The sequence below is a fragment of the Pseudomonas sp. TAE6080 genome (assembly GCF_018732265.1).
GTDB lineage: Bacteria > Pseudomonadota > Gammaproteobacteria > Pseudomonadales > Pseudomonadaceae > Aquipseudomonas > Aquipseudomonas brenneri.
Genome location: NZ_JAHIDY010000001.1, coordinates 345097 through 369921, shown reverse-complemented (window position 1 = coordinate 369921; position 24825 = coordinate 345097). Strand labels below are relative to the sequence as shown.

Annotated in this window: 21 protein-coding genes; 5 read left to right on the top strand and 16 right to left on the bottom strand. The window is 61.5% G+C overall.

What is annotated here, in order from left to right:
- Positions 1–172: 172 nt before the first annotated feature.
- The 7 genes from KL786_RS01720 to KL786_RS01695 all read right to left on the bottom strand — a co-directional run bounded on the left by KL786_RS01720 (position 173) and on the right by KL786_RS01695 (position 7300).
- On the bottom strand, positions 173–1405 hold the full coding sequence (locus tag KL786_RS01720) for a hypothetical protein (protein WP_215516521.1): 1233 nt from the start codon (positions 1403–1405) through the stop codon (positions 173–175).
- 23 nt (positions 1406–1428) lie between these two features.
- Positions 1429–1557, bottom strand: coding sequence for a hypothetical protein (locus KL786_RS29815; protein ID WP_286675690.1), 129 nt, complete (start codon positions 1555–1557; stop codon positions 1429–1431).
- 31 nt (positions 1558–1588) lie between these two features.
- On the bottom strand, positions 1589–2074 hold the full coding sequence (locus KL786_RS01715) for a CS1 type fimbrial major subunit (protein ID WP_215516520.1): 486 nt from the start codon (positions 2072–2074) through the stop codon (positions 1589–1591).
- A gap of 5 nt (positions 2075–2079) precedes the next feature.
- Positions 2080–2841 carry a molecular chaperone gene (locus KL786_RS01710; RefSeq protein ID WP_215516519.1) on the bottom strand — a complete coding sequence of 254 codons (762 nt, stop codon included), beginning with the start codon at positions 2839–2841 and terminating at the stop codon, positions 2080–2082.
- A 74-nt stretch (positions 2842–2915) separates the two neighbouring features.
- Positions 2916–4142, bottom strand: coding sequence for a hypothetical protein (locus KL786_RS01705; protein ID WP_215516518.1), 1227 nt, complete (start codon positions 4140–4142; stop codon positions 2916–2918).
- 23 nt (positions 4143–4165) lie between these two features.
- Complete coding sequence (locus tag KL786_RS01700; protein WP_215516517.1) at positions 4166–6685, bottom strand: CS1-pili formation C-terminal domain-containing protein; 2520 nt, start codon at positions 6683–6685, stop codon at positions 4166–4168.
- A 117-nt stretch (positions 6686–6802) separates the two neighbouring features.
- Positions 6803–7300, bottom strand: a complete 498-nt coding sequence (locus tag KL786_RS01695) for a CS1 type fimbrial major subunit (protein ID WP_215516516.1) — start codon at positions 7298–7300, stop codon at positions 6803–6805.
- 504 nt (positions 7301–7804) lie between these two features.
- Here KL786_RS01695 and KL786_RS01690 point away from each other — a divergent pair.
- Together KL786_RS01690 and KL786_RS01685 are read left to right on the top strand one after the other, a co-directional pair.
- On the top strand, positions 7805–8377 hold the full coding sequence (locus tag KL786_RS01690; protein WP_215516515.1) for a PadR family transcriptional regulator: 573 nt from the start codon (positions 7805–7807) through the stop codon (positions 8375–8377).
- A complete protein-coding gene (locus KL786_RS01685) occupies positions 8374–9141 on the top strand; it encodes a siderophore-interacting protein (protein WP_065944164.1) in 768 nt (255 codons plus the stop codon). The genes KL786_RS01690 and KL786_RS01685 overlap by 4 nt, the downstream gene beginning before the upstream one ends.
- Before the next feature lie 36 nt (positions 9142–9177).
- Here KL786_RS01685 and KL786_RS01680 read toward each other — a convergent pair whose 3' ends face one another.
- Both KL786_RS01680 and KL786_RS01675 read right to left on the bottom strand, forming a co-directional pair.
- Positions 9178–9801, bottom strand: coding sequence for a Pr6Pr family membrane protein (locus tag KL786_RS01680; protein ID WP_215516514.1), 624 nt, complete (start codon positions 9799–9801; stop codon positions 9178–9180).
- A complete protein-coding gene (locus KL786_RS01675; protein ID WP_215516513.1) occupies positions 9798–10031 on the bottom strand; it encodes a VF530 family protein in 234 nt (77 codons plus the stop codon). Before KL786_RS01675 ends, KL786_RS01680 begins: the two co-directional genes overlap by 4 nt.
- Positions 10032–10324: 293 nt before the next feature.
- Here KL786_RS01675 and KL786_RS01670 point away from each other — a divergent pair, with 293 nt between their 5' ends.
- From KL786_RS01670 to KL786_RS01660, 3 genes are all read left to right on the top strand, one after another.
- Entirely contained in the window at positions 10325–12343 is a 2019-nt protein-coding gene (locus KL786_RS01670) for a TonB-dependent receptor (protein ID WP_215516512.1), read from the top strand.
- 251 nt (positions 12344–12594) lie between these two features.
- On the top strand, positions 12595–13932 hold the full coding sequence (locus KL786_RS01665; RefSeq protein ID WP_215516618.1) for a carbohydrate porin: 1338 nt from the start codon (positions 12595–12597) through the stop codon (positions 13930–13932).
- Between the two features lie 100 nt (positions 13933–14032).
- The gene (locus KL786_RS01660; protein WP_032859949.1) at positions 14033–16444 is read left to right on the top strand and encodes a glucose/quinate/shikimate family membrane-bound PQQ-dependent dehydrogenase; all 2412 of its coding nucleotides are present in this window, start codon (positions 14033–14035) and stop codon (positions 16442–16444) included.
- A gap of 414 nt (positions 16445–16858) precedes the next feature.
- Here the strand turns inward: KL786_RS01660 and KL786_RS01655 are convergent, their stop codons facing one another.
- From KL786_RS01655 to KL786_RS01625, 7 genes are all read right to left on the bottom strand, one after another.
- The gene (locus tag KL786_RS01655; protein WP_215516617.1) at positions 16859–19195 is read right to left on the bottom strand and encodes a putative bifunctional diguanylate cyclase/phosphodiesterase; all 2337 of its coding nucleotides are present in this window, start codon (positions 19193–19195) and stop codon (positions 16859–16861) included.
- 179 nt (positions 19196–19374) lie between these two features.
- On the bottom strand, positions 19375–20574 hold the full coding sequence (locus KL786_RS01650; protein WP_215516511.1) for an ABC transporter substrate-binding protein: 1200 nt from the start codon (positions 20572–20574) through the stop codon (positions 19375–19377).
- Complete coding sequence (locus KL786_RS01645; RefSeq protein ID WP_215516510.1) at positions 20571–21551, bottom strand: CobW family GTP-binding protein; 981 nt, start codon at positions 21549–21551, stop codon at positions 20571–20573. The genes KL786_RS01650 and KL786_RS01645 overlap by 4 nt, the downstream gene beginning before the upstream one ends.
- Positions 21552–21566: 15 nt before the next feature.
- Positions 21567–21875, bottom strand: a complete 309-nt coding sequence (locus tag KL786_RS01640) for a hypothetical protein (RefSeq protein WP_032859951.1) — start codon at positions 21873–21875, stop codon at positions 21567–21569.
- Positions 21876–21888: 13 nt separating this feature from the next.
- Positions 21889–22638, bottom strand: coding sequence for an SDR family NAD(P)-dependent oxidoreductase (locus KL786_RS01635; RefSeq protein ID WP_032859952.1), 750 nt, complete (start codon positions 22636–22638; stop codon positions 21889–21891).
- Positions 22639–22680: 42 nt separating this feature from the next.
- Entirely contained in the window at positions 22681–23442 is a 762-nt protein-coding gene (locus KL786_RS01630; RefSeq protein ID WP_215516509.1) for an SDR family NAD(P)-dependent oxidoreductase, read from the bottom strand.
- 11 nt (positions 23443–23453) lie between these two features.
- Entirely contained in the window at positions 23454–24794 is a 1341-nt protein-coding gene (locus KL786_RS01625) for an MFS transporter (RefSeq protein WP_032859954.1), read from the bottom strand.
- Between the last annotated feature and the right edge of the window lie 31 nt (positions 24795–24825).

Here is a 24825-nt window from a genome sequence, read left to right as displayed (position 1 = left end):
CAAAAGAGCCAATGCCGACGAGACCTCCTGTAGGAGCGAGCTTGCTCGCGAAGCACTCAAGGACAGCGTGTACATTCAGGAAGCACGCATAATCGTTGACGTTTTTCGCGAGCAAGCTCGCTCCTACAAAAAGCAAAAACTGCAGGCTTCATGTTGAGTGAGTGGGGCCGGCCTAGACCTCGGAGTCCCAGACCACGGTCACCACGCCCGAATAGGTACTGCCTGGCTGGTCGAGCATCCCGCGCATGTCATCGCTAAGCACTTCAAAGTGCAGGGTGCCGGGGCGGTCATTGACGTAGAACAGCGGCTGGAACAGCTCGGTGCCCGTGCCATCCAACCGCAGGGGGCGCTTGCGCACTGCCTGGTCGCCTTGACCGTCAATGCCGCCCGGCAGCGTCACGGCAACCTGCACCGGCACCTCATCACCGTTGCCGTTGCGCAAGCCACAGGTGTTGCCCATGACAATCGAGCACTCCAACTGCATCTTGAAACGTGAACTGGCGGCGATACGGAACGTCTGGTCGCGGTACAGTCGAGTCGGCGTACGTCCCCGGTCGAGCCAGGCTTGCCAGCCGCCGTCGGGGAGCAATTCGATGCGATTACCGCCGGGCGGAATATCGACCTTGAGGGCGTGTTCCACGCTCAGGGTGAAGTTGAAGGTAATGGCGTTTTTCGAGGGGACTATGACGTCGCCAAAATCATAATCAGCACCTGGCCCTATGCTATAGGTGATGCCACCCACGTACTGGCCGCTGGACATTCCCAATGGATTGGGGGTCCTGAGTTCGTAGGCGTACTCCATGGTGTTAAAGCTCATGAAGGCCAGGTCCTGCGACGGTTGGCGGCTACAAGGTCCTGCGTTTTCAGGGGTCAGCCAAAAATACGAGGCGAAGTTGACACCTGCCGCCAGATGCCCGGTGCTTTGACATGGGGTTGGAGCACTCGTCCATCGCGACTGCCAGGAAAAACCAGGCTGCGCCCAGGCAGACACACCAGGTGGCCTGGGCACAGTCCATAACGAGCCAATACCAGCGATTCGCAGTTGCACCGTCTCGGTTTCACCAGTGACCGTATGGGTCACCTGCAGGTCGCGCCAATCGGACGGCACCTTGACCATGAAGCCCTTTCGCTCATCCTCGTGATTGGCCATGATCCGAGCATTGGAATTCAATCTGAAGTCAGTGTCCCTGAGGCTGAAGATCCCCAATGCCTTGCACCGGGCCGGGATGTGCGCCGCACAGATCGAACTGATCGGCGTGGTGTTCTCGAATCTGTTCAACATCGGGTTACTGGCATCCGGCCTGAACCGTGCCGTGATCTCCTCAGCGGCCTGCGCCGACAAACTGAACAACAGCGCCGCGCCCATCGCCCCCATCTGTGTGATCAATGTACTGATGCGTTTCATCGTGAGTAGTCTCGTCATTGCACTTAACCGACGGTCTGAGTGCTGGAAGTGTTTTCAGCCAGGGTGTCCGGCGTGCAGCGCAGGTCACCGATCATCAGCACGTCGTTTTCGTTGGCCGCCGAGGTTTGAGCAAACTGCAGGCCTTTGCCCAATCCCTGGACCTGACACGCAAAAGAGCCCTGCTCACGGGGCCAAAAAATCAAACACAAGGTGCACCGTGCCGTAATACTCGCCGCCGTTATAACCACCCGGGGGCTCGATCGCCGAAATATCCAGCTCGGCCCGGGTGCCGACGCGCGCCACTTCGGCGTTGACCACCTCTGTCGCCTCCAGGGTCAAGGGAATTCGGTTGAACAACACCTGCAAATCAATGCGGCCCTGCCCGTTGTTGGACAGGTATGGGGTATCCCCCAATCGGGCAGCGACACCACCATGGAGGTTCTTCACATCGAAGTTCTTGCGCAAATGGCTGAGCTGGGACGTCACCAGGTTCCAGGCCAACTGTTGATCCTGGCCCATCCAGCCTGGCTCGGACGGCAGCACATAGGCCTCATGGACCGGAATGGTCACCGAGACATCAAAGGAGTGGCGCTCCTGGATCGCTCCGGCCTGCGTGCCCGACAACACCAAGGCCGCCAGTACACCGAATCTTGTCAGTTGCTTGAACATCATGATCACCCGTTATTTTCCCCGACCTTCATCGGCTTTTTGACCTGCCCTTCGACCAGCACAAAGCTGTAACGCCGATCCGGCTTTTTCTCGAACGTCAACTGACGCCCCGGAAGGATGTGGTGCTTGGTGGTGGGCACGCAGTCGGTCGCGTTGGTTACCGAACAGTCATAAAACTCGTCGAGCACCACCACACTGTTGCCGGCGTTACGCAGTTGATACTCACCGCTCGTTTCATTGATTTGGGTATCGAAACGGGTGTTCTTGGGGCGCACGAAAAACACCGTGCCGTAGCCCGCCATGACGTTGATCCCCGCAGCCAGATGGTCTTTATACTCGGCCCGTTCTTCGTCGGTGATACCGAAGTTGTCGTCTTTCTCCGGTACCACGGGGATGAAGCGCAGGCGGAAATAACGCTCGGTGTCCCGCGACCCCATGTACAACAGTCGGGTGCCCTGACGTCCGTTCACCGGCACGATCATTCGCGCAGGGCTGGCCATCAGCCCGTCGCGACTGGTGGTATTGCCCTTGCCATCGGTCATCGAGGCGACAGGCACTTCCCGGGTGGTGCCGTCTGCGTTGTAGATGATCTCCAGCACATTGACCTTGATGAACGCAGTGCTGGTACCACCATTGAACACACGCTTGAGGTAAGAACTGCGATCACCTTCCAGGTAGTCGTACACCACCCCGACATTGATCAACGGCCCGGCGTGGGCCGTCAGCGACATCAGGCACAACCCGATCCATAACACTGCATGCTTCATGTTTACTACGCCTCATTGGTTGAGTGCGGCGCGCCTGGGCGAAAGTACCCGGCCGCCGGTGTTGTGGGACTGGCCTAGACCTGTGAGTCCCAGACCACGGTCACCACGCCCGAATAGGTACTGCCTGGCTGGTTGAGCATCCCGCGCATGTCATCGCTAAGCACTTCAAAGTGCAGGGTGCCGGGGCGGTCATTGACGTAGAACAGCGGCTGGAACAGCTCGGTGCCCGTGCCATCCAACCGCAGGGGGCGCTTGCGCACTGCCTGGTCGCCTTGACCGTCAATGCCGCCGGGCAGCGTCACGGCAACCTGCACCGGCACCTCATCACCGTGGCCGTTGCGCAAGCCACAGGTGTTGCCCATGACAATCGAGCACTCCAACTGCATCTTGAACCGTGAACTGGCGGCGATACGAAAGGTCTGGTCGCGGTACAGCCGGGTCGGTGTACGCCCGCGATCGAGCCAGGCTTGCCAGCCGCCGTCGGGGAGCAATTCGATACGGTTGCCGCCGGGCGGAATATCGACCTTGAGGGCGTGTTCCACGCTCAGGGTGAAGTTGAACGTGATAGCGTTTTTCGAGGGGATCATGACGTCGCCAAAGTCGTAATCACCGCCCGGGCCCATGCTGTAGGTGATGCTGCCGAGGTACTGACCACTGGACATCCCCAGTGGATTGGGGGTCCTGAGTTCATAGGCATACTCCATGGTGCTAACTCTCATGGCAGCTATGTCTTGCGACGGTTGCCGACTGCAAGCCCCAGCGCCTTCAGGGGTCAGCCAAAAGAACGAAGCAGTCGCGGTACCGGCCGCCAGATGATTGGTACTTTGGCAAGGGCTCGGCGCGGTTTGCCAGCGACTCTGCCAGGACGTTCCCGGTTGCGCCCACCCCGATACACCCGGTGGTCGAGACATCGTCCAGAACCCACCAATACCGGCGATTCGCAGTTGCACCGTCTCGGTTTCTCCCGTGGCCGCATGGGTCACCTGCAGGTCGCGCCAATCGGACGGTACCTTGACCATAAAGCCTTGCCGCTCATTCTCATGGTTGGCCAGGATGGGGGCATTGGAACGCGTGGTGAATTCGTTGTCCCTGAGGCTGAAAATATTCAACGCTTTGCATCTGTTCGGGATGTGTGCCGCACAAATCGAACTGATGGGCGTAGTGTTCACAAATCGGTTCACCATCGGGTTACTGGAGTCCGGCCTGAATCGCGCGGTAATCTCATTGGCAGACCCCATGGCCGACACCCCGAATAACAGCGCCGCCCCCAGCGGTGTGACCAATGTACTGATGCGTTTCATCGTGAGTAGTCTCGTCATTGCACTTAACCGGCGCTCTGTGTGCTGGAAGTGTTTTCAGCCAGAGTATCCGGCGTGCAGCGCAGGTCACCGATCATCAGCACGTCGTTTTCGTTGGCGGTCGAGGCCGGGTCCAAGCGGAACTGGCAGAGCAACTGGTTCTGATACCGCACTTCCAGGGTCGGAGAACTGGCGCTCATTTCCATGGAGAAAAACCCGTCCACTTCGCTCACCCCACGGCTGGCGTGGTTGATCACGTGGTGTCCCTTGAGCGGCTGCCCCTGGGCATCGAGCAAGCGCCCGAGCACGCTGACGGTTTTCATCACGGTGATTTTCCGGTAGTCCACCCCGCCCTTGTTCAGGTGATAAGTGGTGCGCGCCGGCTGGATGTTCGCGGCCGGTGGGTGGTTGCCCTCAAAGTCGAAGTTGACGGTGCTGCTCTTGTAGGCCGACACCGGCACAAAATTGCGCCCCGGTCGCAGCAGCGCACCGCCGCCATTGAAGTCATCGGCACGCAGGGCAATGCTGTCCAGATCGGTTTCAACGTCGATGATCATGCCCGCGCCGTTGCTCTGGTACTGGCTGGTCAGCAGCATCTTGTCGGCGCCGGCAACGAAGGTGCTGTGCAGGTTCAAACCACCGGTGAAGTTGCCGTTGAACGAACTGCGCTGGACAAAACCGTCACCGCTGACAACGTCAGTGTCGAAACTGGCCATGCTCGACAAACCAGCGCCATAGGTGTCGGTGATCGCCGTGACCGAGACGCTTTGCAACAGGTGGTCGGTGAGGTCCTGCCGGTAGGTGACGGAGGCGTTGTTGTCGCGGCCGCCATCACGGGAGGTACGGGTGCCGATGCTGCCGGAAATCTGTCGGCCATCACTCCCCAAGGCCAGGCTCAAGCTGATATCGACGCCACGGTTGCGCTGATCATCGGTACCGGAGTTACCGGGACGATCGAACACCGAGAAACGCCAATTGGCATCGCTGCCCATCACGGTGTCGCGGCGGCTCCAGCCCAGGTCCAGCCCGGCGCCTTCGGCGTTGCCCTCACTGTGGGACAGTCGCAGGTTCCACGAGTTTTTCGCATCGACTCGATGGTTGACCGAGACCGCCGAGTTGCTGGTTTGGCCCACAAAGGTATTGCGCCGCAGGCGTGTTCCGTCGGGCAGGGTTTCGTAGGTGTCGCGGGTATCGAGCCAGCTGCGGTTATGGCTGAAGACCAGGTTGGTGGCGCCAAAGGTATAGAGCCCCTGCAGGTCCATCCCGGTGCCGTGCTCATTGGTCTGATAAACGTTGGTGTAGAGGCTGGTGTTGTTGGCAACCGTCCAGTCTACCGAACCGCCATATTGCAGTTGCTCGCGTACTTCGCGCGCCGACAGGCCGAGAATCACCCGTGGGTGCACCAGGTAGTTGACCGAAGCGCCGGCGGTCATGGCACCGGTGGCCTGTTCGTCCCAGTTGCTGAACAACTTGGTTTCACGCCCGGCGAATACGTTATAGCGCCAGCGGTCATCGACATTGCGCCAGTTGCTGGGTTTGTAGACCAGTTCCTGGGTGGTGCTGACGGTCAAGCCGTCTTCCACCAGGCGCACTTCCACTTCGTAGATACCGCCAGGCAGGGGGCGCGTGTCCAATGTCTGCAAACCGGCCGACACAGCCTGGGTATTAACCAGCAGGCCATTGCGATAAATCTCCACGGCGGCCTGGCGATTGGCGGTGACGTAGATCGGGTAAACACTGGCCTTGGCATTGTTGATGGCCAGGCTGTCAGAACTGCCGTACATGACGCCCAGGGCTGTGTCGGGGCTGGTGCCAAAGCTGCGTAACTGACGCATCAGGCCATCGGAGTTGGGGGTGAAATGGCCCAGGCGCAGAAACTGGCCTTCCAGTTCACGCTGGGTATACAGCTCGTGGATCGCATGGCGCAGTTGTTCTTCGTCACCACTCTGGCGAGCCAGTTGCAGGTTGAACACTTGGGTCCAGTTGCCCAGGCTGGCGCTGGCCTGCAAACCGTAACGGCCGCCCAGCTCTTCGTCCTGACCACCGTTGAGGTTGAGCTGGTTGTTGATGATCAAGCCACGGCTGCCGCCTTCGGGCTGTGGGTGGTAGCGCGGGGCATCGCTGGCGTGTTCGACGTTTTGGGTAATGATCGACAGCTGGGAGTTTTCAAGGTTGTAGTGCATGGATACCAGTTGCTGCGGGCAGGACTGGGTACAAGGGCCTAGGGCGATACCCTTTTCCAGCGCCGACTGCCAGGTATCGCGCGTCGCGGCGGGCACCTTGCTGTCACCTGGATCGGTAAACTCCAGCAGCGTCACACGCTCATCCTGCGACAAGACAATCAGCGCCTCACCCAACAGTTGCTGATCCAGTTCAACCCGTACCGCCAGCGGCACTTCGAAAAAATGATCACTGAACCCGGCAGGCAAACCCTGGGCTTGGGTCAGCAGGCTGGACGACGTCACGGCACCGGACGTCGGCGCGGCCAAGGCACTCGTACACACCAATAGCGCAAGCGCAATCGCGATGGGCATCATCGGGAACATGAAAGGAATACTCTGAGGGCCAAGAGACAAGATGAAAAACCAGGCCGGCCACTGGGGAAAATCAGCCGACCTGAACGCAAATGCCCGGACGCAAATGCCCCACGGGCACTCACACCATCAACGTGGTGTTGGCAGCACCGCGTCAAATACCAGCGCCACAGCTGAGGTGTACGCACCACGCTGGGTGGCCGTAGGCTTGGCAGCCGAAATGCGCAATTCCGCCCCGACGCCTGGGGTCGAATCAGCCTCGTTCACCACTTCGGTTGGCGTACCGGTCAGGGTGACGCCATGCAGGGTGGTGGTCAGTGGGATGTTTTGAGCTGCGTTACCGTTGAACAACACCGCCGGACCACCTTCGATGTAAGCGTGGACCGAGCCATTGGTGTTCTTCAGGTCGTAGATGGCGCTCAACGGTGCCAGTTCACCGCTCACCAGGTTGTAGCTCATGGTTTCATCCCGACCGAAGTTGGGATCGCGTGGCTGGGCGTGGAATACCGTGGTTGGGATAGTCGCCTTGATGTTGACGGTGTGGTTGGCCTCACCCGCTGCAAACGCCACAGAAGAGCTCAGGGCCATAACAGCCAGGGGAGCAGCAATCGCAAACTTCTTGAACATGGTCGATACCTGTTTCATGTTGGACATTGGATTGAACCACTGAAAGTTGACTTAACCTGTCAACTGACAATGAGAGTCGTTACCGCCCGCGAAGGGGCAGCACAACACCCGAGTAATAATCCACCAACTTAAAATTCAAGTATGCAATCCACTTCCCACGACTTCGTAGCCTATGAATAAAGGCATTGCAGGAAAAACATGGCACTTTGCCAAAACTTTAATATTATCCGTAAGACTTGGACTACACGAACAACACCACAACTTATTAGTTGAATATTCCGTAAGAACCATACCACAACTTTAATTAAGCCATCGAACACCGGAAGCAAAATTAGAGCACCTACTCCAATTAACGGCCATAAACCGAAATACCTAAAGTTGCATTACGTTATTTGTTAATCCGTCCATGGTTCTGCTGCTGACGACCGTTGGTCGGGCAAGCCTATTCAGGACTTAAGATATATCTTACGTTATGTCTAAATCACAGAGAGAGAGAGCATAACGATGAGAGACCCTCATTCCCACCGAGAACACGGTGATGGCCGCGATGGCTTCGAAAAACGCCCCGGCCGCGAACGTGGCGGCCGAGGCCCACGGGTCTTTGCCCCTGGCGACCTGAAGTTGCTGCTACCCGCGCTGATTGCCGAACAGCCGTGCCACGGCTACGACCTGATCCGCCAGATCGAAGGCCTGTTCGACGGTGCCTACAGCCCCAGTCCCGGGGTGATCTACCCCACCCTGACCTTTCTTGAAGAAAGCGAATTGATCACCGGCGATGCCGACGGTGGAAAAAAACGCTACACAATCACCGACGCCGGACGTCTGTTCTTAAGAGAGCAAGCCATTGCCCTGGACGGCGTACGCATGCGCATTGATGTGAGCAAACGCTCGCTGCGCGGCCATGACCGGCCACCCGAAATCCACGAGGCGGTGCACAACCTGCGCCATGCCTTGCAGTTGCACCACGGGCGCTGGAGCCCGGAGGAAATCACCCGCGTCGCGGCGCTGCTCAACAGTACCGCCCAAGCCATTGTGGATGGCCCGGCCGTCCAACCTGTACAGGGGAAAAACGTATGAGTACGCCCGTCATTCACCGTGTTACCCACGAGATCAAACGCCGGCGCCTGGAGGTGCTGCGCGTGGTCGACATCACCCCGCGTATGCGCCGCATCACCCTGGGTGGCGAGCAGTTGGCCGGGTTTGCCAGCCTGGGCAGCGACGACCATATCAAGCTGCTGTTCGCGCAGAATGCTGCCGAGCAAGCGGCCCTGGAAAGCCCAACCTTCAGCGTCAAGGGCGAGGGACCGCAACCGGCGATGCGTGACTACACCCCGCGCCGTATTGACTTGGGCAGCGGTGAGTTGGATATCGACTTCGTCCTGCACGGCGATGGCCCCGCCTCTACCTGGGCCGAACAGGCCAAGCCCGGCCAGCACCTGCACATTGCCGGCCCGCGCGGTTCGATGATCGTGCCGGATATCTTCGACAGCTACCTGCTGGTCGGTGACGAAACCGCCCTTCCGGCCATTGCCCGGCGCCTGGAAGAACTGCCGGCTGGGCGCAAGGTGCTGGCGGTGATCGAGATTGCCGATGAGCATGAACAGCAGGCACTCGACAGTGCGGCGGATGTAGAGGTGATCTGGGTAGTGCGGGGCCGGGATGATTTGCTTGGCGCCGTGCGTGAACTGCAGGTTCCACAAGGTTCGTTGTATGCCTGGGTCGCGACAGAAACCAAGTTGTCACGCCAGGTCCGGCGGGTGCTGCTCGATGAGCACACACTCAACGATGAGTTCGTCAAGGCCGTGGGTTACTGGCGTGCCGAAGGCAGCAGCGAAGAATAAGACCCTGTGGGAGCGGGCTTGCTCGCTCCCACAGTTTTACGCTGCCCGCTTCAGGATCTTGTCTAGCCCTACTAGCGCCAACGCCACACACACAAACCCCAACAATATCCCCCCGGCATTCATGAACACCTGTGGATAACCCAACGTCCCCACATCAATAAACGGGTATTGGTACTGCCCCAGCAGATGCCCGCGCAGCAGCACATAAACGAAGTACACCAGCGGGTAAATCACCCAGTAGCCGATGTGCTTGAGGCGCAAGGTGCCCTTGGGTACACAGAACCACCAGTAGCCCAGGAACAGCAGTGGCATCAGATCGTGAAGCAATTCGTCAGCGATAAACTGCCAGCCCTCGGGGCTCCACAAATGCCGCAGCAGCAAGCTGTACGCCAGGCCTACCACAACAATGCTCACCGCAATCCCACTGCTGACCGCTGGCCGCAGGAAAAACCGGCGCCCGGCCGAAGGGCGACTCACCAGTGCATAACTCAACACCACTGCCGCCAGGGTATTGGTCAGCACCGTGAAGAAGCTGAAGAAATTCACCAGGCCACCTAACAGGCTGGCATCGGCCATCCAGCGCGAATAGACAATCAGGTACTGCTGAATCGCCAGGCCTGCCCAACCGGCCAGCGCTGCCCCTGCAACATATGCCCTCATTCCAGTGGGCGTTTGGTGCGCATCAGCTTGACGTACAACCCTTCGACCTTCTCCCGCGCCCACGGCGTCTTGCGCAAGAACGTCAGGCTCGACTTGATGCTCGGGTCGTTCTTGAAGCAGCGGATGTCGATGCGCTCGGCAAGGCCTTCCCATTCGTAGTGCGCCACCAGCGCGGTGAGCACCTGCTCCAGGGTAACGCCGTGCAGTGGGTTGTTGTTCGTTGCGGTCATGCCAAGCCTTTGCCAAGAGTTGAAGAAGAAGCCGCGCACCTTAGCCGAGGTGTCGGGCCGGTGGAAGCATTGCCGTGATTGTAGCCCCACCCCGCCCCCTGTAGGAGCGAGCTTGCTCGCGAAAATCGTCAACGCTGAAGCGGTGAATCAGGATTAACGCGGTGTCCTGAAGTTTTTCGCGAGCAAGCTCGCTCCTACAGGATTTATGGAAAGTTCCACCTCTCGGCCAGAAAAGAGATGTTATATTGTAACTATAAATATCCAACTCTCTTGCTTTACCAAGGAACCTCCCGATGTCCCTCTCCCCTCTCTGGCGCCTGACCCCGCTGGCCGCTGCCCTGTTGATCGGCTCCCAGGCCCATGCCCTGGAACTGCAACCCCAAGTTATCACCGGCAACCCTTTGGGCAGCCAGCAACTGGCCTCGCCCACGACGGTGCTGGAAGGCGACGACCTGACCTTGCAACAAAAAGGCAGCCTCGGTGAGACCCTGAACAAACAGCCTGGCGTGTCGTCGTCGTACTTCGGCCCAGGCGCCAGCCGCCCGATCATCCGTGGCCAGGACGGCGACCGCATTCGTATCCTGCGCAATGGCGTGGGCGCGCTGGACGCCTCGTCGCTGTCCTATGACCATGCGGTGCCGCTGGACCCGGTCAACGTCGAGCGCATCGAGATCGTGCGTGGCCCGGCCGCCTTGCTGTATGGCGGCAGCGCCATCGGTGGCGTGGTCAACACCTTCGACAATCGCATCCCCACCGAAGCCATCGAAGGTATCCACGGTGCCGGTGAACTGCGCTACGGCGGCGCCGACACCACCCGCAGCAGCGCCGGCAAGCTGGAGGCCGGCAACGGCACCTTCGCCCTGCACCTGGATGCCAGCGCGCGGGAATTCAACGACCTGAAAATCCCAGGCTTTGCCCGCAGCCGCCATGCCCCGGAAAGCGAAAATGGTCCTGGTAAAAATGGCCGCCTGGGCAACAGCAACGGGCGCCAGGACAGCGGCGCGGTGGGCAGCTCCTACACGTGGGACGATGGTTACGCCGGGCTGTCCTACAGCAACTCCGACAGCAACTACGGCTCGCCCGCCGAACAGGACGTGCGCATCCGCATGCAGCAGGAGCACTACGCCTTCGCGTCCGAGATCCGTAACCTGCAAGGCCCGTTTACTTCGGTGAAACTCGATGCCGGCTACACCGATTACGAACACCGCGAAATCGAAGGCGGCGAAACCGGTACCACCTTCAAGAACAAAGGCTATGAAGCCCGTGTCGAAGCACGGCACCAACCTTTGGGGCCGTTCGACGGCATTGTCGGCGCGCAAGTCAGCCGCAGCGAATTCTCCGCATTGGGCGAAGAGGCCTTCGTCCCACAGACCGATACCCATGCTGGCGCGCTGTTTATCCTCGAAGAAATGCAGGCCACCGAACGCCTGAAACTCAGCCTGGGCGCACGCCTGGAACACACCACCGTCGACCCGGACGGCAAGGGCAACGAGCGTTTCGCCAAGGCCAACAGTTCCAGCAGTTTCACCGCCGGCAGCCTGTCGTCGGGCGCGGTGTATACGCTGACGCCCATCTGGTCGCTGGCCGCGACCCTGGGCTACACCGAGCGCGCACCGACCTTCTACGAGCTGTATGCCAACGGCGCCCATGTCGCCACCGGCACCTATGAAGTGGGCGATGCCAAGCTGTCGAAGGAAAAAGCGGTAGCCAGCGACCTGGCCCTGCGCTTTGACAATGGCACCCACAAGGGCAGCTTCGGCGTGTTCTACAGCCATTTTTCCAATTACATCGGCCTGCTGAACAGCGGCCGCACCTTGAATGACGAGGGCGAAGAAGACGCCGATGGCATCCCGGAGTACACCTACTCGGGCGTGCGCGCACGTTTCGTCGGCTTCGAAGCCCAGGACCGCTGGAAACTCGGCGAAGGCGCCTACGGCAAATTCGCCCTGGAACTGTCGGGCGACTACACCCGCGCCACCAACCTGGATACCGGCGAAGCCTTGCCGCGCATCGCCCCACTGCGCTTGAACAGCGGTTTGTTGTGGGAACTGGACCGCTGGCAGGCGCGCATTGATGTCGAGCACGCTGCCGGCCAGGGCCGTGTACCGCGCAACGAAAGCGGGACCGACGGCTACACCACCTTGGGCGCCAGCGCCGGTTATCGCTTCAACCTGGGTGGCAGCCAATGGCTGGCGTTCGTCAATGGCGAGAACCTGACCAACCAGACCGTGCGTTATGCCAGCTCGATCCTGCGCGATATTGCGCCAGCTCCGGGGCGCAGTGTGCAGGTGGGCTTGCGCACGACCTTCTAACAGACACTGACCTACAACCTGTGGGAGCTGGCTTGCCTGCTCCCACATTAGTTTTGCGGTGTCTGCACCGACTGTTACCAAATCCGAAAGAATCCATCTTGCGATTAGCGCTTTCTCTCCCCGAGCCAGCGCTTTATCCTTGTCTGCAACAACCTGAAACGTTTCACCTTTCAGCCAAACCTGACGAACGCCCACCCCCGGCTGCCGTTTGCGTACCCAAAACCAAAAACTATTAAGACCTGCCCTTGCCTATGCCTGCTTTCCCAACACTGCGCCTGTGCGCTGCACTGCTGCCTTTGTGCCTGATCACCTGCGCCCAGGCCGCGCCGGCCTTTGACCGTGAGTCCCCGTGGATGCTGGGTGATTTCGGCGGTTCCCGGACAGCGCTGTCCGAGCAAGGCTACGACTTCAAGATCGACTACACCGGCGAGATGGGCAGTAACCTGCACGGCGGCTCGAACCACGACCGTACTGCGCGCTACAGCGATCAATGGGCCTTCGGCAGCCACCTGGACCTGCAGAAGATTTTCGGCTGGCAGGATGCCGAGTTCCAACTGACGATCACCGAGCGCAGTGGCAACAACATCACTAACGATCGCATCAACGATCCGCGGGTCGGCGGCTTTACCTCGTCCCAGGAGGTCTGGGGCCGTGGCCAGACCTGGCGCCTGACGCAGATGTGGTACCAGCAGAAGTTCTTTGACCAGAAACTCGATATCAAGGCGGGGCGTTTTGGCGAAGGCGAAGACTTCAACAGCTTCCCCTGCGACTTCCAGAACCTGGCGTTCTGCGGCTCACAGGTGGGCAACTGGGTCGGTGGCATCTGGTACAACTGGCCGGTAAGCCAATGGGCGCTGCGGGTCAAATACCACCTGACGCCCGAGTTGTACGCGCAAATCGGCGCCTATGAGCAGAACCCGTCCAACCTCGATCGCGGCAATGGCTTCAAGCTCAGCGGCAGCGGTACCCAGGGCGCCCTGTTGCCGGTGGAGCTGGTATGGACGCCAAAGGTCCACGGCCTGCCGGGCGAATACCGTGCTGGGTATTACTACAGCAGCGCCAAGGCCAGCGATGTGTACAAGGACCGCAACGACCAACCCGCGGCCCTCAGTGGCGAGGCCTATCGCAGCGCCTCCAGCAAGCGCGGCATCTGGCTGGGCGTGCAGCAGCAAGTCAGCAGCCTGGCCAGCGACAACACCCGGGGCTTGAGCGTGTTCGCCAACGCGACGATGCACGATAAGAAAACCAACGCTGTGGATAACTATGTCCAGGCCGGTGTGGTCTACAAAGGCCCGTTCGATGCCCGCGCCAAGGACGATATCGGCTTTGCCGTAGCCCGCGTCCACGTCAACCCGGCGTACCGCAAGAACGCCCAGGCCAGCAACCAGGCCCGCGCGGTCTACGATTTTGACGACGCCGCCTACCTGCCGGTGCAAGACACCGAGTACAGCGCCGAACTCTATTACGGCGTGCACGTCAGCCACTGGCTGACGGTGCGCCCGAACCTGCAGTACATCCGTCATCCGGGGGCCGTCGCCCAGGTGGATGACGCGCTGGTCGGCGGGATCAAGCTGCAAGCGTCCTTCTAAATCTGAATAAACGCAATTAGCCCTGAACCAAGCCTGCGCGCAAACGTCATCTACAGTGAACAAGCGCGGGACTACCTTAAACGTCACGGAGAATCACACTATGAGCACTGATGGTGCTTCAAGTCCAAGCCGCCTGCTGCCCAGGCTGCTGGGGATCTTGCTGCTGATCATGGGCCTGGCCTTGTTGGCCGGGGGCATCAAGCTGAGCATGCTCGGCGGGTCGCTGTACTACCTGCTGGCCGGTATCGGCATCACCCTGACCGGCCTCCTGCTGCTGGCCACGCGCCGCGCGGCGCTGGGCTTGTACGCGGTGGTGCTGTTCGCCAGTACCGTGTGGGCCCTGTGGGAAGTCGGCCTGGACTGGTGGCAGTTGGTGCCGCGCCTGGCCCTGTTGTTCGGCCTGGGCATCGTCATGCTGCTGCCGTGGTTCCGCCGCCCCTTGCTGCGTGGCCAACCTGCCCCGCTGGGCACTGGCGCACTGAGCGTGGCCGTGGTCTTGGCCGGCGCCACAGCCGTGGCCAGCCAGTTCACCAACCCCGGTGAAATCAAGGGCCAACTGGACCGCGATGCGGTACCGGGCATGACCAATGCCGCCCCGGCCCAGGCCGATGGCGACTGGAACTCCTATGGCCGCTCGGCCTTCGGTGATCGTTACTCGCCCCTGGCGCAGATCACCCCTGAGAACGCGCACAAACTGGTGCCGGCCTGGACCTATCGCACCGGCGACCTGCCTGGCCCGGGCGACCCCGGTGAAACCACCGCGGAAAACACCCCGCTGAAAGTCAACGGCATGCTCTACGTGTGTACGCCGCACAGCCAGGTGATTGCCCTTGATCCGGACACCGGCAAGGAAATCTGGCGTTTCGACCCTAAGCTCTCGACGCAAAAAGCCGCGAACTTCAAGGGTTGGGCGCACATGACCTGTCGTGGCGTGACCTATCACGATGACGCCGCCTATGCCGCCACCGCGCAAAGCCCGGCCACTGACGCCGCTGCGCCGGCTGCCAACGCCTGCCCGCGCCGGATCTTCCTGCCGACCGCCGACACCCGCCTGATCGCCCTGAACGCCGACACCGGCAAGATGTGCGAAGACTTCGGCGACAAAGGCCAGATCGACCTGGGTGCCAATATCGGCGCCTTCGCCCCAGGTGGCTACTACTCCACCTCGCCGCCCGCCGTCACCCAGAACCTGGTGGTGATTGGTGGTCACGTCACCGATAACGTCTCCACCGACGAGCCAAGCGGCGTGATCCGTGCGTTCGACGTACACACCGGCAAACTGGTATGGAACTGGGACAGCGGCAACCCGGACGACACCACGCCGATTGCCGAGGGCAAGACCTACACCCGCAACTCGCCGAACATGTGGTCCATGTTCGCCGTCGATGAAAAACTCGGCATGCTCTACCTGCCGATGGGCAACCAGACCCCGGACCAGTTCGGTGGCTACCGCACGCCTGCCTCGGAGCTGCACGCTGCCGGCCTGACAGCGCTGGATATCGACACCGGTAAAGTGCGCTGGCACTACCAGTTCACCCACCATGACCTGTGGGACATGGACGTAGGCGGCCAGCCAAGCCTGATCGACATCAAGACCGCAGCCGGCGTGAAGCAAGCGGTGATGACTTCGACCAAGCAAGGCAGCATCTACGTGCTGGACCGTGCGACCGGCGAGCCTGTTGTGCCGATCAACGAAATCCCTGTGCCGCAAGGCGCGGTGGCCGGTGATCACACCTCGCCAACCCAGCCCAAGTCCGACCTCAACTTCATGCCACCGCCCCTCAAGGAACGTGACATGTGGGGTGTGACTCCGTTCGACCAACTGCTGTGCCGGATCGACTTCAAGTCCCTGCGCTACGACGGCCCGTTCACCCCGCCATCGCTGCAAGGCTCGATCGTCTACCCAGGCAACTTCGGCGTGTTCGACTGGGGCGGCATCTCGGTTGACCCGGTGCGCCAGATCGCGTTCGTCAACCCGAGCTACATGGCGTTCAAATCGACCATGATCCCGGCGGAAAAAATCGCCGCCATGGGCCCGCGCGTCAGCGAGACCGAAGGCGTGCAGCCGAACAAAGGCACCCCTTATGGTGTGGTCCTGGAAGCGATGCTCTCGCCCATGGGCCTGCCGTGCCAGGCTCCGGCCTGGGGTTATGTGGCCGCAGTGGACTTGACCAACAACCAGACCATCTGGATGCACAAGAACGGCACCGTGCGTGACAGCTCGCCGGTCCCCATCCCCCTGAGCATGGGCGTGCCAAGCCTGGGCGGGACCTTCACCACCGCCGGTGGCGTGTCCTTCCTCAGCGGGACCCTCGACCAGTACCTGCGTGCCTATGACGTGAAAAACGGCAAGCAATTGTGGGAAGGTCGCCTGCCTGCAGGCGCACAGACCACCCCGATGACCTACACCGGCAAGGACGGCAAGCAATACGTGCTGGTCGTGGCGGGCGGTCATGGTTCCCTGGGGACCAAGCAGGGTGACTATGTGATGGCGTTCAAGCTGGCCGACTAAGCCAGCCAGCAGTAAAAAAGCCCCGGACTCCCGGGGCTTTTTATTTGAAATACCGTCCAACTGTAGGAGCCGGCTTGCCGGCGATGGTCGTTAACGATGACGTTGGGTCTCTGACACCCTGCGGCGCTCTTACTGACGCCATCGCTGGCAAGCCAGCGCCTACAAGGGATGTAGCTCCGCAGGCCAGCGTGGTTTGACGGGGCGCCTGAGATCAAAAGCCAGATCAAAATCAAAAGCAGAGACAACAGTAAAATCAAAGTGCGCAGCTGCCATACCTGTGGGAGCGGGCTTGCCCGCGATGGCGCCTGTAAGAGCGCCGCAGGGTGTCAGTTACCCAACGTCATCGTTAACGACCATCGCGGGCAAGCCCGCTCCCACACAAGCCAGTCCCCACATGAAGTTGTGTTGAATCAGTCAGACCGTGCTGTGGGAGCGGCGCATCCACATTTCAAACGCCATGGCATTCAACGGCCGGCTGATCAGGTAGCCCTGGGCCGTGTCGCAATTCCACTGTTTGAGCAGCCTCAGGCTCGGCTCGAACTCCACCCCTTCGGCCACCACTTTGAGTCCCAGATTGTGGCTCATCTCGATGGTCGAACGCACGATCACGGCATCGCCGCTGGTGCTGTCGAGGTTGCGCACAAACGACTGGTCGATCTTCAGTTCCTGCACCGGCAGGCGCTGCAACTGGGCCAGGGATGAGTAGCCGGTGCCGAAGTCGTCCACCGACAGGCTGATGCCACACCCGCGCAGTTGTTCAAGGATGCGCAAGGCCTGTTCCGGGTTGTGCATGATTGCGCTTTCGGTGATTTCGAAGATCAATTGCCCGGCCAGCACCCCGTGTATCTCCAGCAACTCGGTCACCCGTGGCGCCAGCCCTTCGTCGCCCAGGTCATCCACCGAAATATTCACCGACAGCTGCACCTCCAACCCACGCACGCTCCACTCTGCCAATTGGCGGATGGCCTCTTCGATCACCCAATGGGTCAGGCTGGACATGCTGCCGGAGCGTTCGGCCAGGGGAATGAATTCGGCGGGCGATACCAGCCCCAGGGTCGGGTGTTGCCAGCGCAACAGCGCTTCGGCCTGGCGCACGTAGCCATGGCGCAGGTCGAGCTTGGGTTGATAACACAGGAATAACTCACCCTCGATGGCGGCGCGGCGCAGGTCGCGGATCAGGCTGATCTGGCGTTGATGGGCGAGGTCTCGGTCCTGTTGATAGATCTGCAGATAGCCGGGCAGCGCGGCGGCATCGTGGCGTGCAATGGCCGCGCGACTGATCAGTTCTTCGACCTGCCGGCCATCTTCAGGGTAGGTCGCAATGCCCATGCTCACTTCGTGCCGCAGCTCATCACCGCCGACCCGCTGCGGTTCGGTCAGCAGCGCGTACAAGCGGTCGGCGCGGGCCACCGCGCTGTCAATTCGGGTATTTTCCAGCAGCACCAGGAACTCGCTGCCCGTGATACGGGCCGCCGTGTCGCCAGCGGCCAGGCTCGACAGCAGGCAGCGGCTGGCTTCGCGGAGCATTTCTTCAACGCCTTGCGGGCCAAAGCCTTCGTTGATCACCCGGTAGTTTTCAATCCCCAGGTACAGCAACACCACCGGGCGCCGCGCGCTGATTGCGCTGCCCAGGCGCTCCATGGCCAGGGCGCGGTTGGGCAGGCCGGTCAGGGCATCATGCAAGGCGTTATGGGCCAGTTGCCGCTCGCGCACGGCGATGCCGCTCTGCATTGCGTTGAAGGCGCGGGCCAGCAGGCCAAACTCATCCTTGCCACGCACCGCCACCGGTGTGCGGTAATCACCGGCGCCAATCCGCTCGGCCGCCTGCACCAGGGCATTGAGCGGGCGCGACACCCGACGCGCCATCAACAGCGCGCCCACCAACGACACCAGCAATGCGGCCAGGGCGATGCCGAGAAATTGCCGGTCCAGCGGCGCGAAGGATTGCAGGGCGTGGTCCAGCGGGCTTTGCAGCAAGGCCATGACTTGCCCACCCTCCCCGCTGTTGGCCAGGGGCACCACCTGGCTGAGAAAACGCTGGCCGCGAAACTTGATCATCTGCCCCTGCGCGGTGCTGCTTGAGTCTTGCAGCACCTGGATGATGGCCGGGCGATCCTCGGCGGGCTGGGTGCTGAACAAGGTACCCGGCTCACCGTTGTCCAGGCTCATGAAGGACACTTCCAGGTTGCTCAGGGAGCGCAATTCGCTGGCAAACGTCTCATCCATGGAAAAACCCATGACCACCCGGGCCACAGGTAACGGATTGAGGACCTCTTCCTCGACCAGCAAGAACGGCCGGCCAGCCAGGGCGACGATCAGAATTTGCAGGGAATTGCGCCGGGCCTGGCGCAGTGCATGGGCGTAGGGGAAAACTTGCTGGCGGGGAACGCCAGCCAGGGTACTGACGATGACCTGCCCGTCGAGTCCCAACACAAACACCTCGCTGCTGCGGACCCCTGTGCCATGGCGCTGCAAGGCGGCAATAATCTGTGACGGCTGGCCAGCGGTAACGGCCCGGCGGAACTGCGCGTCCACCGTCAGCCAGTCCAGGCCGTATTGCAGGCGCCGCCCGCGCAGGTCCAGCAAACGCTCGAACACCCGGCTGCCGGTTTCCAGCTGCACCTGGGCCTGGTTTTCCACCGCCCGGGTGGTGGCGCCCTGGACGGCGAAATACACCGCGCCCACCACAACCAGCAGCAGTAACGCCAACACCCCAGCCAGGCGCGTCTGGAAGGCGTAGCGCCAGCCAATCCGCTTGCCCTCTGGCAGCGTTCGCCCACCCCAGCTCAAGCGTCCTTTTGTCATACGCATCCCTCGCGACTACAAACCCTGCGTCAAAAAAATGCCCTTTCATTCAGGGCATTTGGACATCCAGATTAGTCTTCACCGGGCAGAAGTAAAACCTAATAAATGCGGGAGGGTCGCTGACATTATTTTGACGACAAATCACCGCCTAAACGGTAGCGGGCCCGCATGAAATCGCCCCAGCGGCGCACCAGGTAGTTGTGCTCGTCCATCACCGAATTCCACACCGCGATATGCCCCATGCGCTGCTCGTAGGAGCCGCCATCGCGTACTTCGCCGACGTCGATCAGTGGCAGGCCATCGCTGCCCAGCAACTCTTCGCGGGCGGGTTTTCCTGCGTACCAATAGTCCCACTCGGCGCTGCTCAGGTGGTCGCGGCTGCGCGCCGGGTTGCCGATGTAGTAACCCTGGCGGGCCATCACCGCACCGGGCCAACCCGACAGCCACCAGTTGAGGTAGGCATAGGCGGCATCCAGTACCGGGCCTTGGGCATGGCGCGACAGCGACAAACCGCCGAACCAGGCGCGATAGCCTTCACGGGGCACTGCCAGACGGTATTTGACCCCGGCCCGATGCAAGCGCATCAAGGTCGGCGACCACAGGCTCTGGATATCGATGCTGGGGCTGAGCATCAATTGCGCCGCTTCCTCGTCGTCGGACCAGAACGCGGCGAAATGGCCTTCCTTCTGCTTGCGCACGAGAATGTCGGCCAGCACATCGATCTCTTCGATGCTCATATTGCCGATGTCATTGAAGTCGGCCAGCCCTGCACCCTGTACCGCCAGCGCCGCATCCAGGGCGCCGATGGCCGCGTCGCTTTGCAGCGCGGTGCGTGCGCGCAAGGCCGGGTCCAAAAGCCAGCCCCAGCTTTCATTGCTGCGGCAAAAGCCCTCGGGCAAGCGCTCGGGACGATAGGCAAAACTGTCGGCGTTGTGGGTCAAGGGCAACATGCTGATGCGCTCGCTGACAGTGCTGCCGAGGCTGCCATCGTGCTGCACGAACAGGCGTTCGCTGGGCACGCTGCCGCCGCCCAGGCGATCATCGGCACTCAGGCGCCCGCGCTTGGGCAGGTCGTTGATCTCGTGCCACAGGGCGATGCGCCGGGTGTCGATTGGCTGGATCGCCCGTGCCGGCCACACAAAGTCGACGTTGTGAAACCACTGGTCATAGAGGTCATAGCTGTCCGGCTGCATCACCGCGATGCGCTGCGCCTGCTCGACATCGTGGACCTGATACACCAGGCGAATGCCCAGTTCCTGTTCGGCGCGCACGCGCAAACATTCCAACAGGGTCACCGAGGTGCCCAGCACTCTTAGGGTAATCATGGGGCGAACCTGCGGCAGAACACATCAAAGGAGCGGCGCAACAACGCCGGGTCAAGGCCGCGCAAGATAAACACCAGGCGCGACTGACGCTCCGTGCCCGGCCATGCAGGCAAATGAACCGGGGCATGCAGGCAATGCTGCACGCCATGAATGACGATGGGGGCTGAGCTGGCGTTCACGTTGAGCAGTCCTTTGACGCGAAGAATGCGTTCGCCGTGGCATCTTAACAGCATCGATAACCAGACCCCGAAGCCCACCCAGTCCAGGGGCTGGTCGAAGGTCAGACAACACACTTGCGCCGCGCCGTGGGTCGAGGGTGTGGAAGAGGCCTGATGCAATTTCCAGCGCCCCACTTCCAGCGCTGGCGTGGTGCTGCGCAGACCTTCACCCAGCAACAATTGGTCGCCACTGTGAACCTCATTCGTGTTGAGGATCGGCGTACCGGCGTTCAGCGCGGCCAGGTGTTGGCGCAAGTCATCGCAGTGATCCACCAGGTCGGTCTTGCTCAACAGCAAGCGATCGGCCGCCGCCACCTGGGCCAGCCACTCCGGGTGCAGGCGCTCTTGCAGGGCGGCGTGGCTGGCATCGACCAGGGTCACCACCAGGCCGATATGAAAACGCCCGCGCAGTTGCACATCATTGTTCAAGGTCGCGAGGATCGGCGCCGGGTCGGCCAGGCCGGTGGTTTCCAGGATCACCCGCTTGAAGGCCGGGATTTCACCACGTTCGCGGCGTTGCAGCAGGCCCAGTAGTGCGTCTTTCAATTCGCCACGGATGGAACAGCAGATGCAACCGCTGGGCAGCAATACCGTGTCGGGTGCCACTTCTTCGACCAGTAGATGGTCGATGCCGACATCGCCAAATTCATTGATCAGCAGCGCCGTGTCACCGAGGCTTTCGCCTTGCAACAGGCGCTTGAGCAAGGTGGTCTTGCCGCTGCCGAGGAAGCCGGTGATCACATTCAGCGCAATACTCATATTCATACCCCACATTCAAAGGCGGTCCGGGGCAACTTCCAGATGGTTGAGCAAGGTTGGGTCCAGAGGATCCAGCGGGCGCCCCAGCATGCTTTCTGCGGCACGCCATAGCTGATCCAGGCCGCTGGCCAGTTCCTGCTTGCCGGTGGCGCCGAGCAGCAGGTAAGAGGCGCCCTGGAAGTCTTCGACCTTGAGCCGGAACACCGCCAGCACCTGGTTGATCGCGGCAATCCGGCGCAGGCGTTCGCGGCGCCGTGGCAGCTCGTCGCCCAAAGGATCGCTCCAGTGCAGGTCTTCGCCCAGCAGTCCACAGAGTCCGCACATGCTTAAGCTCCGCTCATGGCATGACATCGCCGGAGTTCGGCCCCAGTGTCTGGCCAACAAACAGGTTGCCGCCCGGCTCACTGGCCAGCAGCACCGCCGTGGGCGCCACTTCATCGGCCAGGCCGAAGCGCCCCAGGGGCAACTCGGCGGCCTTGGCGCGCTTCCAGGTGTCACTGATGCCGCCCACCAGCGGCGTTTCAATCGGGCCGGGGGCGATGGCGTTGACCAGTACGTTGTCCTTGGCCACTTCCAGGGCCAGGGATTTGGTAAAGCCGATCACCCCGGCCTTGGCCGCCGCGTAGTGGGTGAGTTCGGCGCCGCCCTTGATCCCCAGTTGCGAAGCGACGTTGATAATCCGCCCCCAACGCTGGGCGAGCATATGGGGCAAGGCGCGCTGGCTGGCGATAAACACGCTGGTCAGGTCCACGCGCAGCATGTCGTTCCACATCTCGATGGACAGGTCGACACAGCGCGCCTGGGTCAGCATGCCGGCGTTGTTGACCAGGATGTCGATGCCGCCGAAACGGGCGACGCAACTGTCCACACTGGCCTGGGCGCCTTCGACGGTGCCGACATCGGCGATGCACTCAAACACCTCGGCACCAAGGTTGCGACAGGTGATGGCGGTTTCGGCCAGGCTCGCGGCGTCGCGGTCGGCCAGCAGCAGGCGTGCGCCTTCAATGGCGTAGGCGCGGGCGATGGCAGCACCGATACCGCTGCCGGCGCCGGTGATCACAGCGCGGCGGTTGCTGAGTTGAGGCATATAGGTTCTCCTGTTCCTGAGACGGGTGAGCGTCCCATAGGGTTAATCGGGCCAGCGTACGGTCAGGCCGCCATCGATGACGATGCTCTGCCCGGTCAAGTAGCTGGAGGCATCGCTGGTCAAGAACTGCACCAGCGATGCCACCTCATCCGCCCGCCCAACCCGGCCCAGCGGGATCGCCCGCGCGGCTTTCGCCAGGCCTTCGGGGCCGAGGGAGTTCTTTGCATCCAGCGACTGCGGCGTCTCGATCAACCCCGGGATCACTGCGTTGCAACGGATCCCCAGCGGCGCCAGTTCCACCGCCAGCGAGCGACACAAACCCGGTACGCCCGCCTTGGCCGCCGCGTAATGCGCGTGCTCCTGCCAGCCGTACACGCCACCGGCAATCGACGAGATCGCCACCAGCGCCCCACCCTCTTTCATCTGCCGGGTCGCCGCGCGGAAGGTGCGCATCACCCCCGTCAGGTCGACGTTGAGCATCTCGTTCCACAGCTCGTCCGTCATCTCCAGCAATGGCGCGCGGCGCAACAGGCCGGCGTTGGCCACGGCATAGTCGAGGCGGCCAAAATGCTGGATCGCCTGCGCCGCCAGGTTATCCACAGAGGTGGTATCCCCCACGTCCAGCGGCAACATCAGGCATTCACCAGCGGCCGCTTGCACCAGGTCTGCGGTGGTTTGTGGGTCATGGGGATCGGCCGGGTAATACCCGCCTACCACCGCCACGCCGCTGCGCGCATAGGCCACGGCGAGGGCTTGGCCGATGCCGCTGGCGGCACCGGTAATCAAGGCAACTTTACGGCTCATCAATACACTCCTTACTGGACAGTTTCCGGACGCACGTGGCGTGCGGCAAACATCAGCGCGCCGGAGAGGAAGCACGGCAGCGCACCGAAATACAGGGCGGCGGTCTGCCAATCACTGCCGGCAGACAACACCTGGGTCGCGCCAAAGCCGGCGACCACGGCGCCAATCGGGCCCATGGCATGGATGATCGCGCCGCCGGTGGCACGGATGCTGGTAGGGAAACTTTCACTGATGAAAAACAGCGCCGCCGAGTACGGGCCGATCAGGAAGAACAGGCCCAGGCTGTACAGCCCGACCACCATGGGCATATTGCTCGGCCCATAAAGCATGCCGGCGAACGCCAGGCCGCCAAGCATCCAGCCCAGGCCGATCACGTTGCGCCGACCGATCTTGTCGCCCAGCCAGCCGTGGGTCAGGTAGCCGCAGTAGCCGACCAGGTTGGACAGCACAAGGATGATCAGCGAGTTCTCGAACGAGATGTGGTGCACGCTGATGATCACCGAGGTGCCAAGCACGCTGAACACCTGGATCGCCGCCCAGTTGAGCAGGATCGCCGCGCCAATCACCAGGGTCGCCCGGCGTGCCGGGCCACGGAACGCCGCCTTGAGGCCGGCCTTGCTGTGTTCGTCGTAGTCCACGCCGTAGGTCAGGGCGACGTTCTGCGCCTCGCTCACCGCGCCGCTTTTACGCAGTTGGGTGATGCGCTGGTGGATCTGGAACTGCGGGCTCTCCTTGAGCTTGCGCGCCATGATCGCAATCACGATGGCCGGGATGGCCGCGAAGATGAAGCAGCCCTGCCAGCCAATGATCGGCAACAACAGCGCCGTCAGGCCCGCTGCGATCAGCGCGCCCACCGGCCAGCCGCCTTGTACCAGGCTGTAGATAAAGCCACGGCGCTTGGCCAGTTTCGGGTCGTCGGAAGCGGCGTACAGCTCGCTCAAATAGGTAGCGTTGACCGTTTCCTCGGCATAGCCCAGGCCACCCAGGGAACGGATAAAGATCAACGGTGACTTGCCCCACGCGCCGCCAATGGCCGTCAGGGCCGAGCACACGGCGGAGCCGGCGACGGTGAAGATAATCCCGGTGCGCCGTCCCAGCTTGTCCACCAGCGGGCCGATGGCCAGCGCCACCACGGCAGTCCCCACCGCCACCCAGGTCGCAATCTCGGCTTGCTCCACCTCACCCCAGCCGAAATGCCGGCCGATCTCCGGCAGCAACGTGCCGAACAGGATGAAGTCATACACCGCAAACACCCAGGCAAAAAACGCAATCCAGGTGGCGAAACGCACCTCCTTGGACGTCAGTTGCCGGGGTTTCCAGCCAGTCAGGTCGAGCTTGTTATAGATAGACATGGATCGCGCCTCGATGGGGGCAAAGGGTCAG

Coding starts and splice junctions, on each gene's coding strand:
- KL786_RS01720 (WP_215516521.1), bottom strand. CDS start 1,405: ATGAAACGCATCAGTACATTGATCACACAGATGGGGGCGATGGGCGCG.
- KL786_RS01715 (WP_215516520.1), bottom strand. CDS start 2,074: ATGTTCAAGCAACTGACAAGATTCGGTGTACTGGCGGCCTTGGTGTTG.
- KL786_RS01645 (WP_215516510.1), bottom strand. CDS start 21,551: ATGAGTATTGCGCTGAATGTGATCACCGGCTTCCTCGGCAGCGGCAAG.
- KL786_RS01700 (WP_215516517.1), bottom strand. CDS start 6,685: ATGTTCCCGATGATGCCCATCGCGATTGCGCTTGCGCTATTGGTGTGT.
- KL786_RS01710 (WP_215516519.1), bottom strand. CDS start 2,841: ATGAAGCATGCAGTGTTATGGATCGGGTTGTGCCTGATGTCGCTGACG.
- KL786_RS01695 (WP_215516516.1), bottom strand. CDS start 7,300: ATGTTCAAGAAGTTTGCGATTGCTGCTCCCCTGGCTGTTATGGCCCTG.
- KL786_RS01690 (WP_215516515.1), top strand. CDS start 7,805: ATGAGAGACCCTCATTCCCACCGAGAACACGGTGATGGCCGCGATGGC.
- KL786_RS01650 (WP_215516511.1), bottom strand. CDS start 20,574: ATGATTACCCTAAGAGTGCTGGGCACCTCGGTGACCCTGTTGGAATGT.
- KL786_RS01635 (WP_032859952.1), bottom strand. CDS start 22,638: ATGCCTCAACTCAGCAACCGCCGCGCTGTGATCACCGGCGCCGGCAGC.
- KL786_RS01675 (WP_215516513.1), bottom strand. CDS start 10,031: ATGACCGCAACGAACAACAACCCACTGCACGGCGTTACCCTGGAGCAG.
- KL786_RS01705 (WP_215516518.1), bottom strand. CDS start 4,142: ATGAAACGCATCAGTACATTGGTCACACCGCTGGGGGCGGCGCTGTTA.
- KL786_RS01660 (WP_032859949.1), top strand. CDS start 14,033: ATGAGCACTGATGGTGCTTCAAGTCCAAGCCGCCTGCTGCCCAGGCTG.
- KL786_RS01625 (WP_032859954.1), bottom strand. CDS start 24,794: ATGTCTATCTATAACAAGCTCGACCTGACTGGCTGGAAACCCCGGCAA.
- KL786_RS01670 (WP_215516512.1), top strand. CDS start 10,325: ATGTCCCTCTCCCCTCTCTGGCGCCTGACCCCGCTGGCCGCTGCCCTG.
- KL786_RS01685 (WP_065944164.1), top strand. CDS start 8,374: ATGAGTACGCCCGTCATTCACCGTGTTACCCACGAGATCAAACGCCGG.
- KL786_RS01640 (WP_032859951.1), bottom strand. CDS start 21,875: ATGTGCGGACTCTGTGGACTGCTGGGCGAAGACCTGCACTGGAGCGAT.
- KL786_RS01630 (WP_215516509.1), bottom strand. CDS start 23,442: ATGAGCCGTAAAGTTGCCTTGATTACCGGTGCCGCCAGCGGCATCGGC.
- KL786_RS01680 (WP_215516514.1), bottom strand. CDS start 9,801: ATGAGGGCATATGTTGCAGGGGCAGCGCTGGCCGGTTGGGCAGGCCTG.
- KL786_RS01665 (WP_215516618.1), top strand. CDS start 12,595: ATGCCTGCTTTCCCAACACTGCGCCTGTGCGCTGCACTGCTGCCTTTG.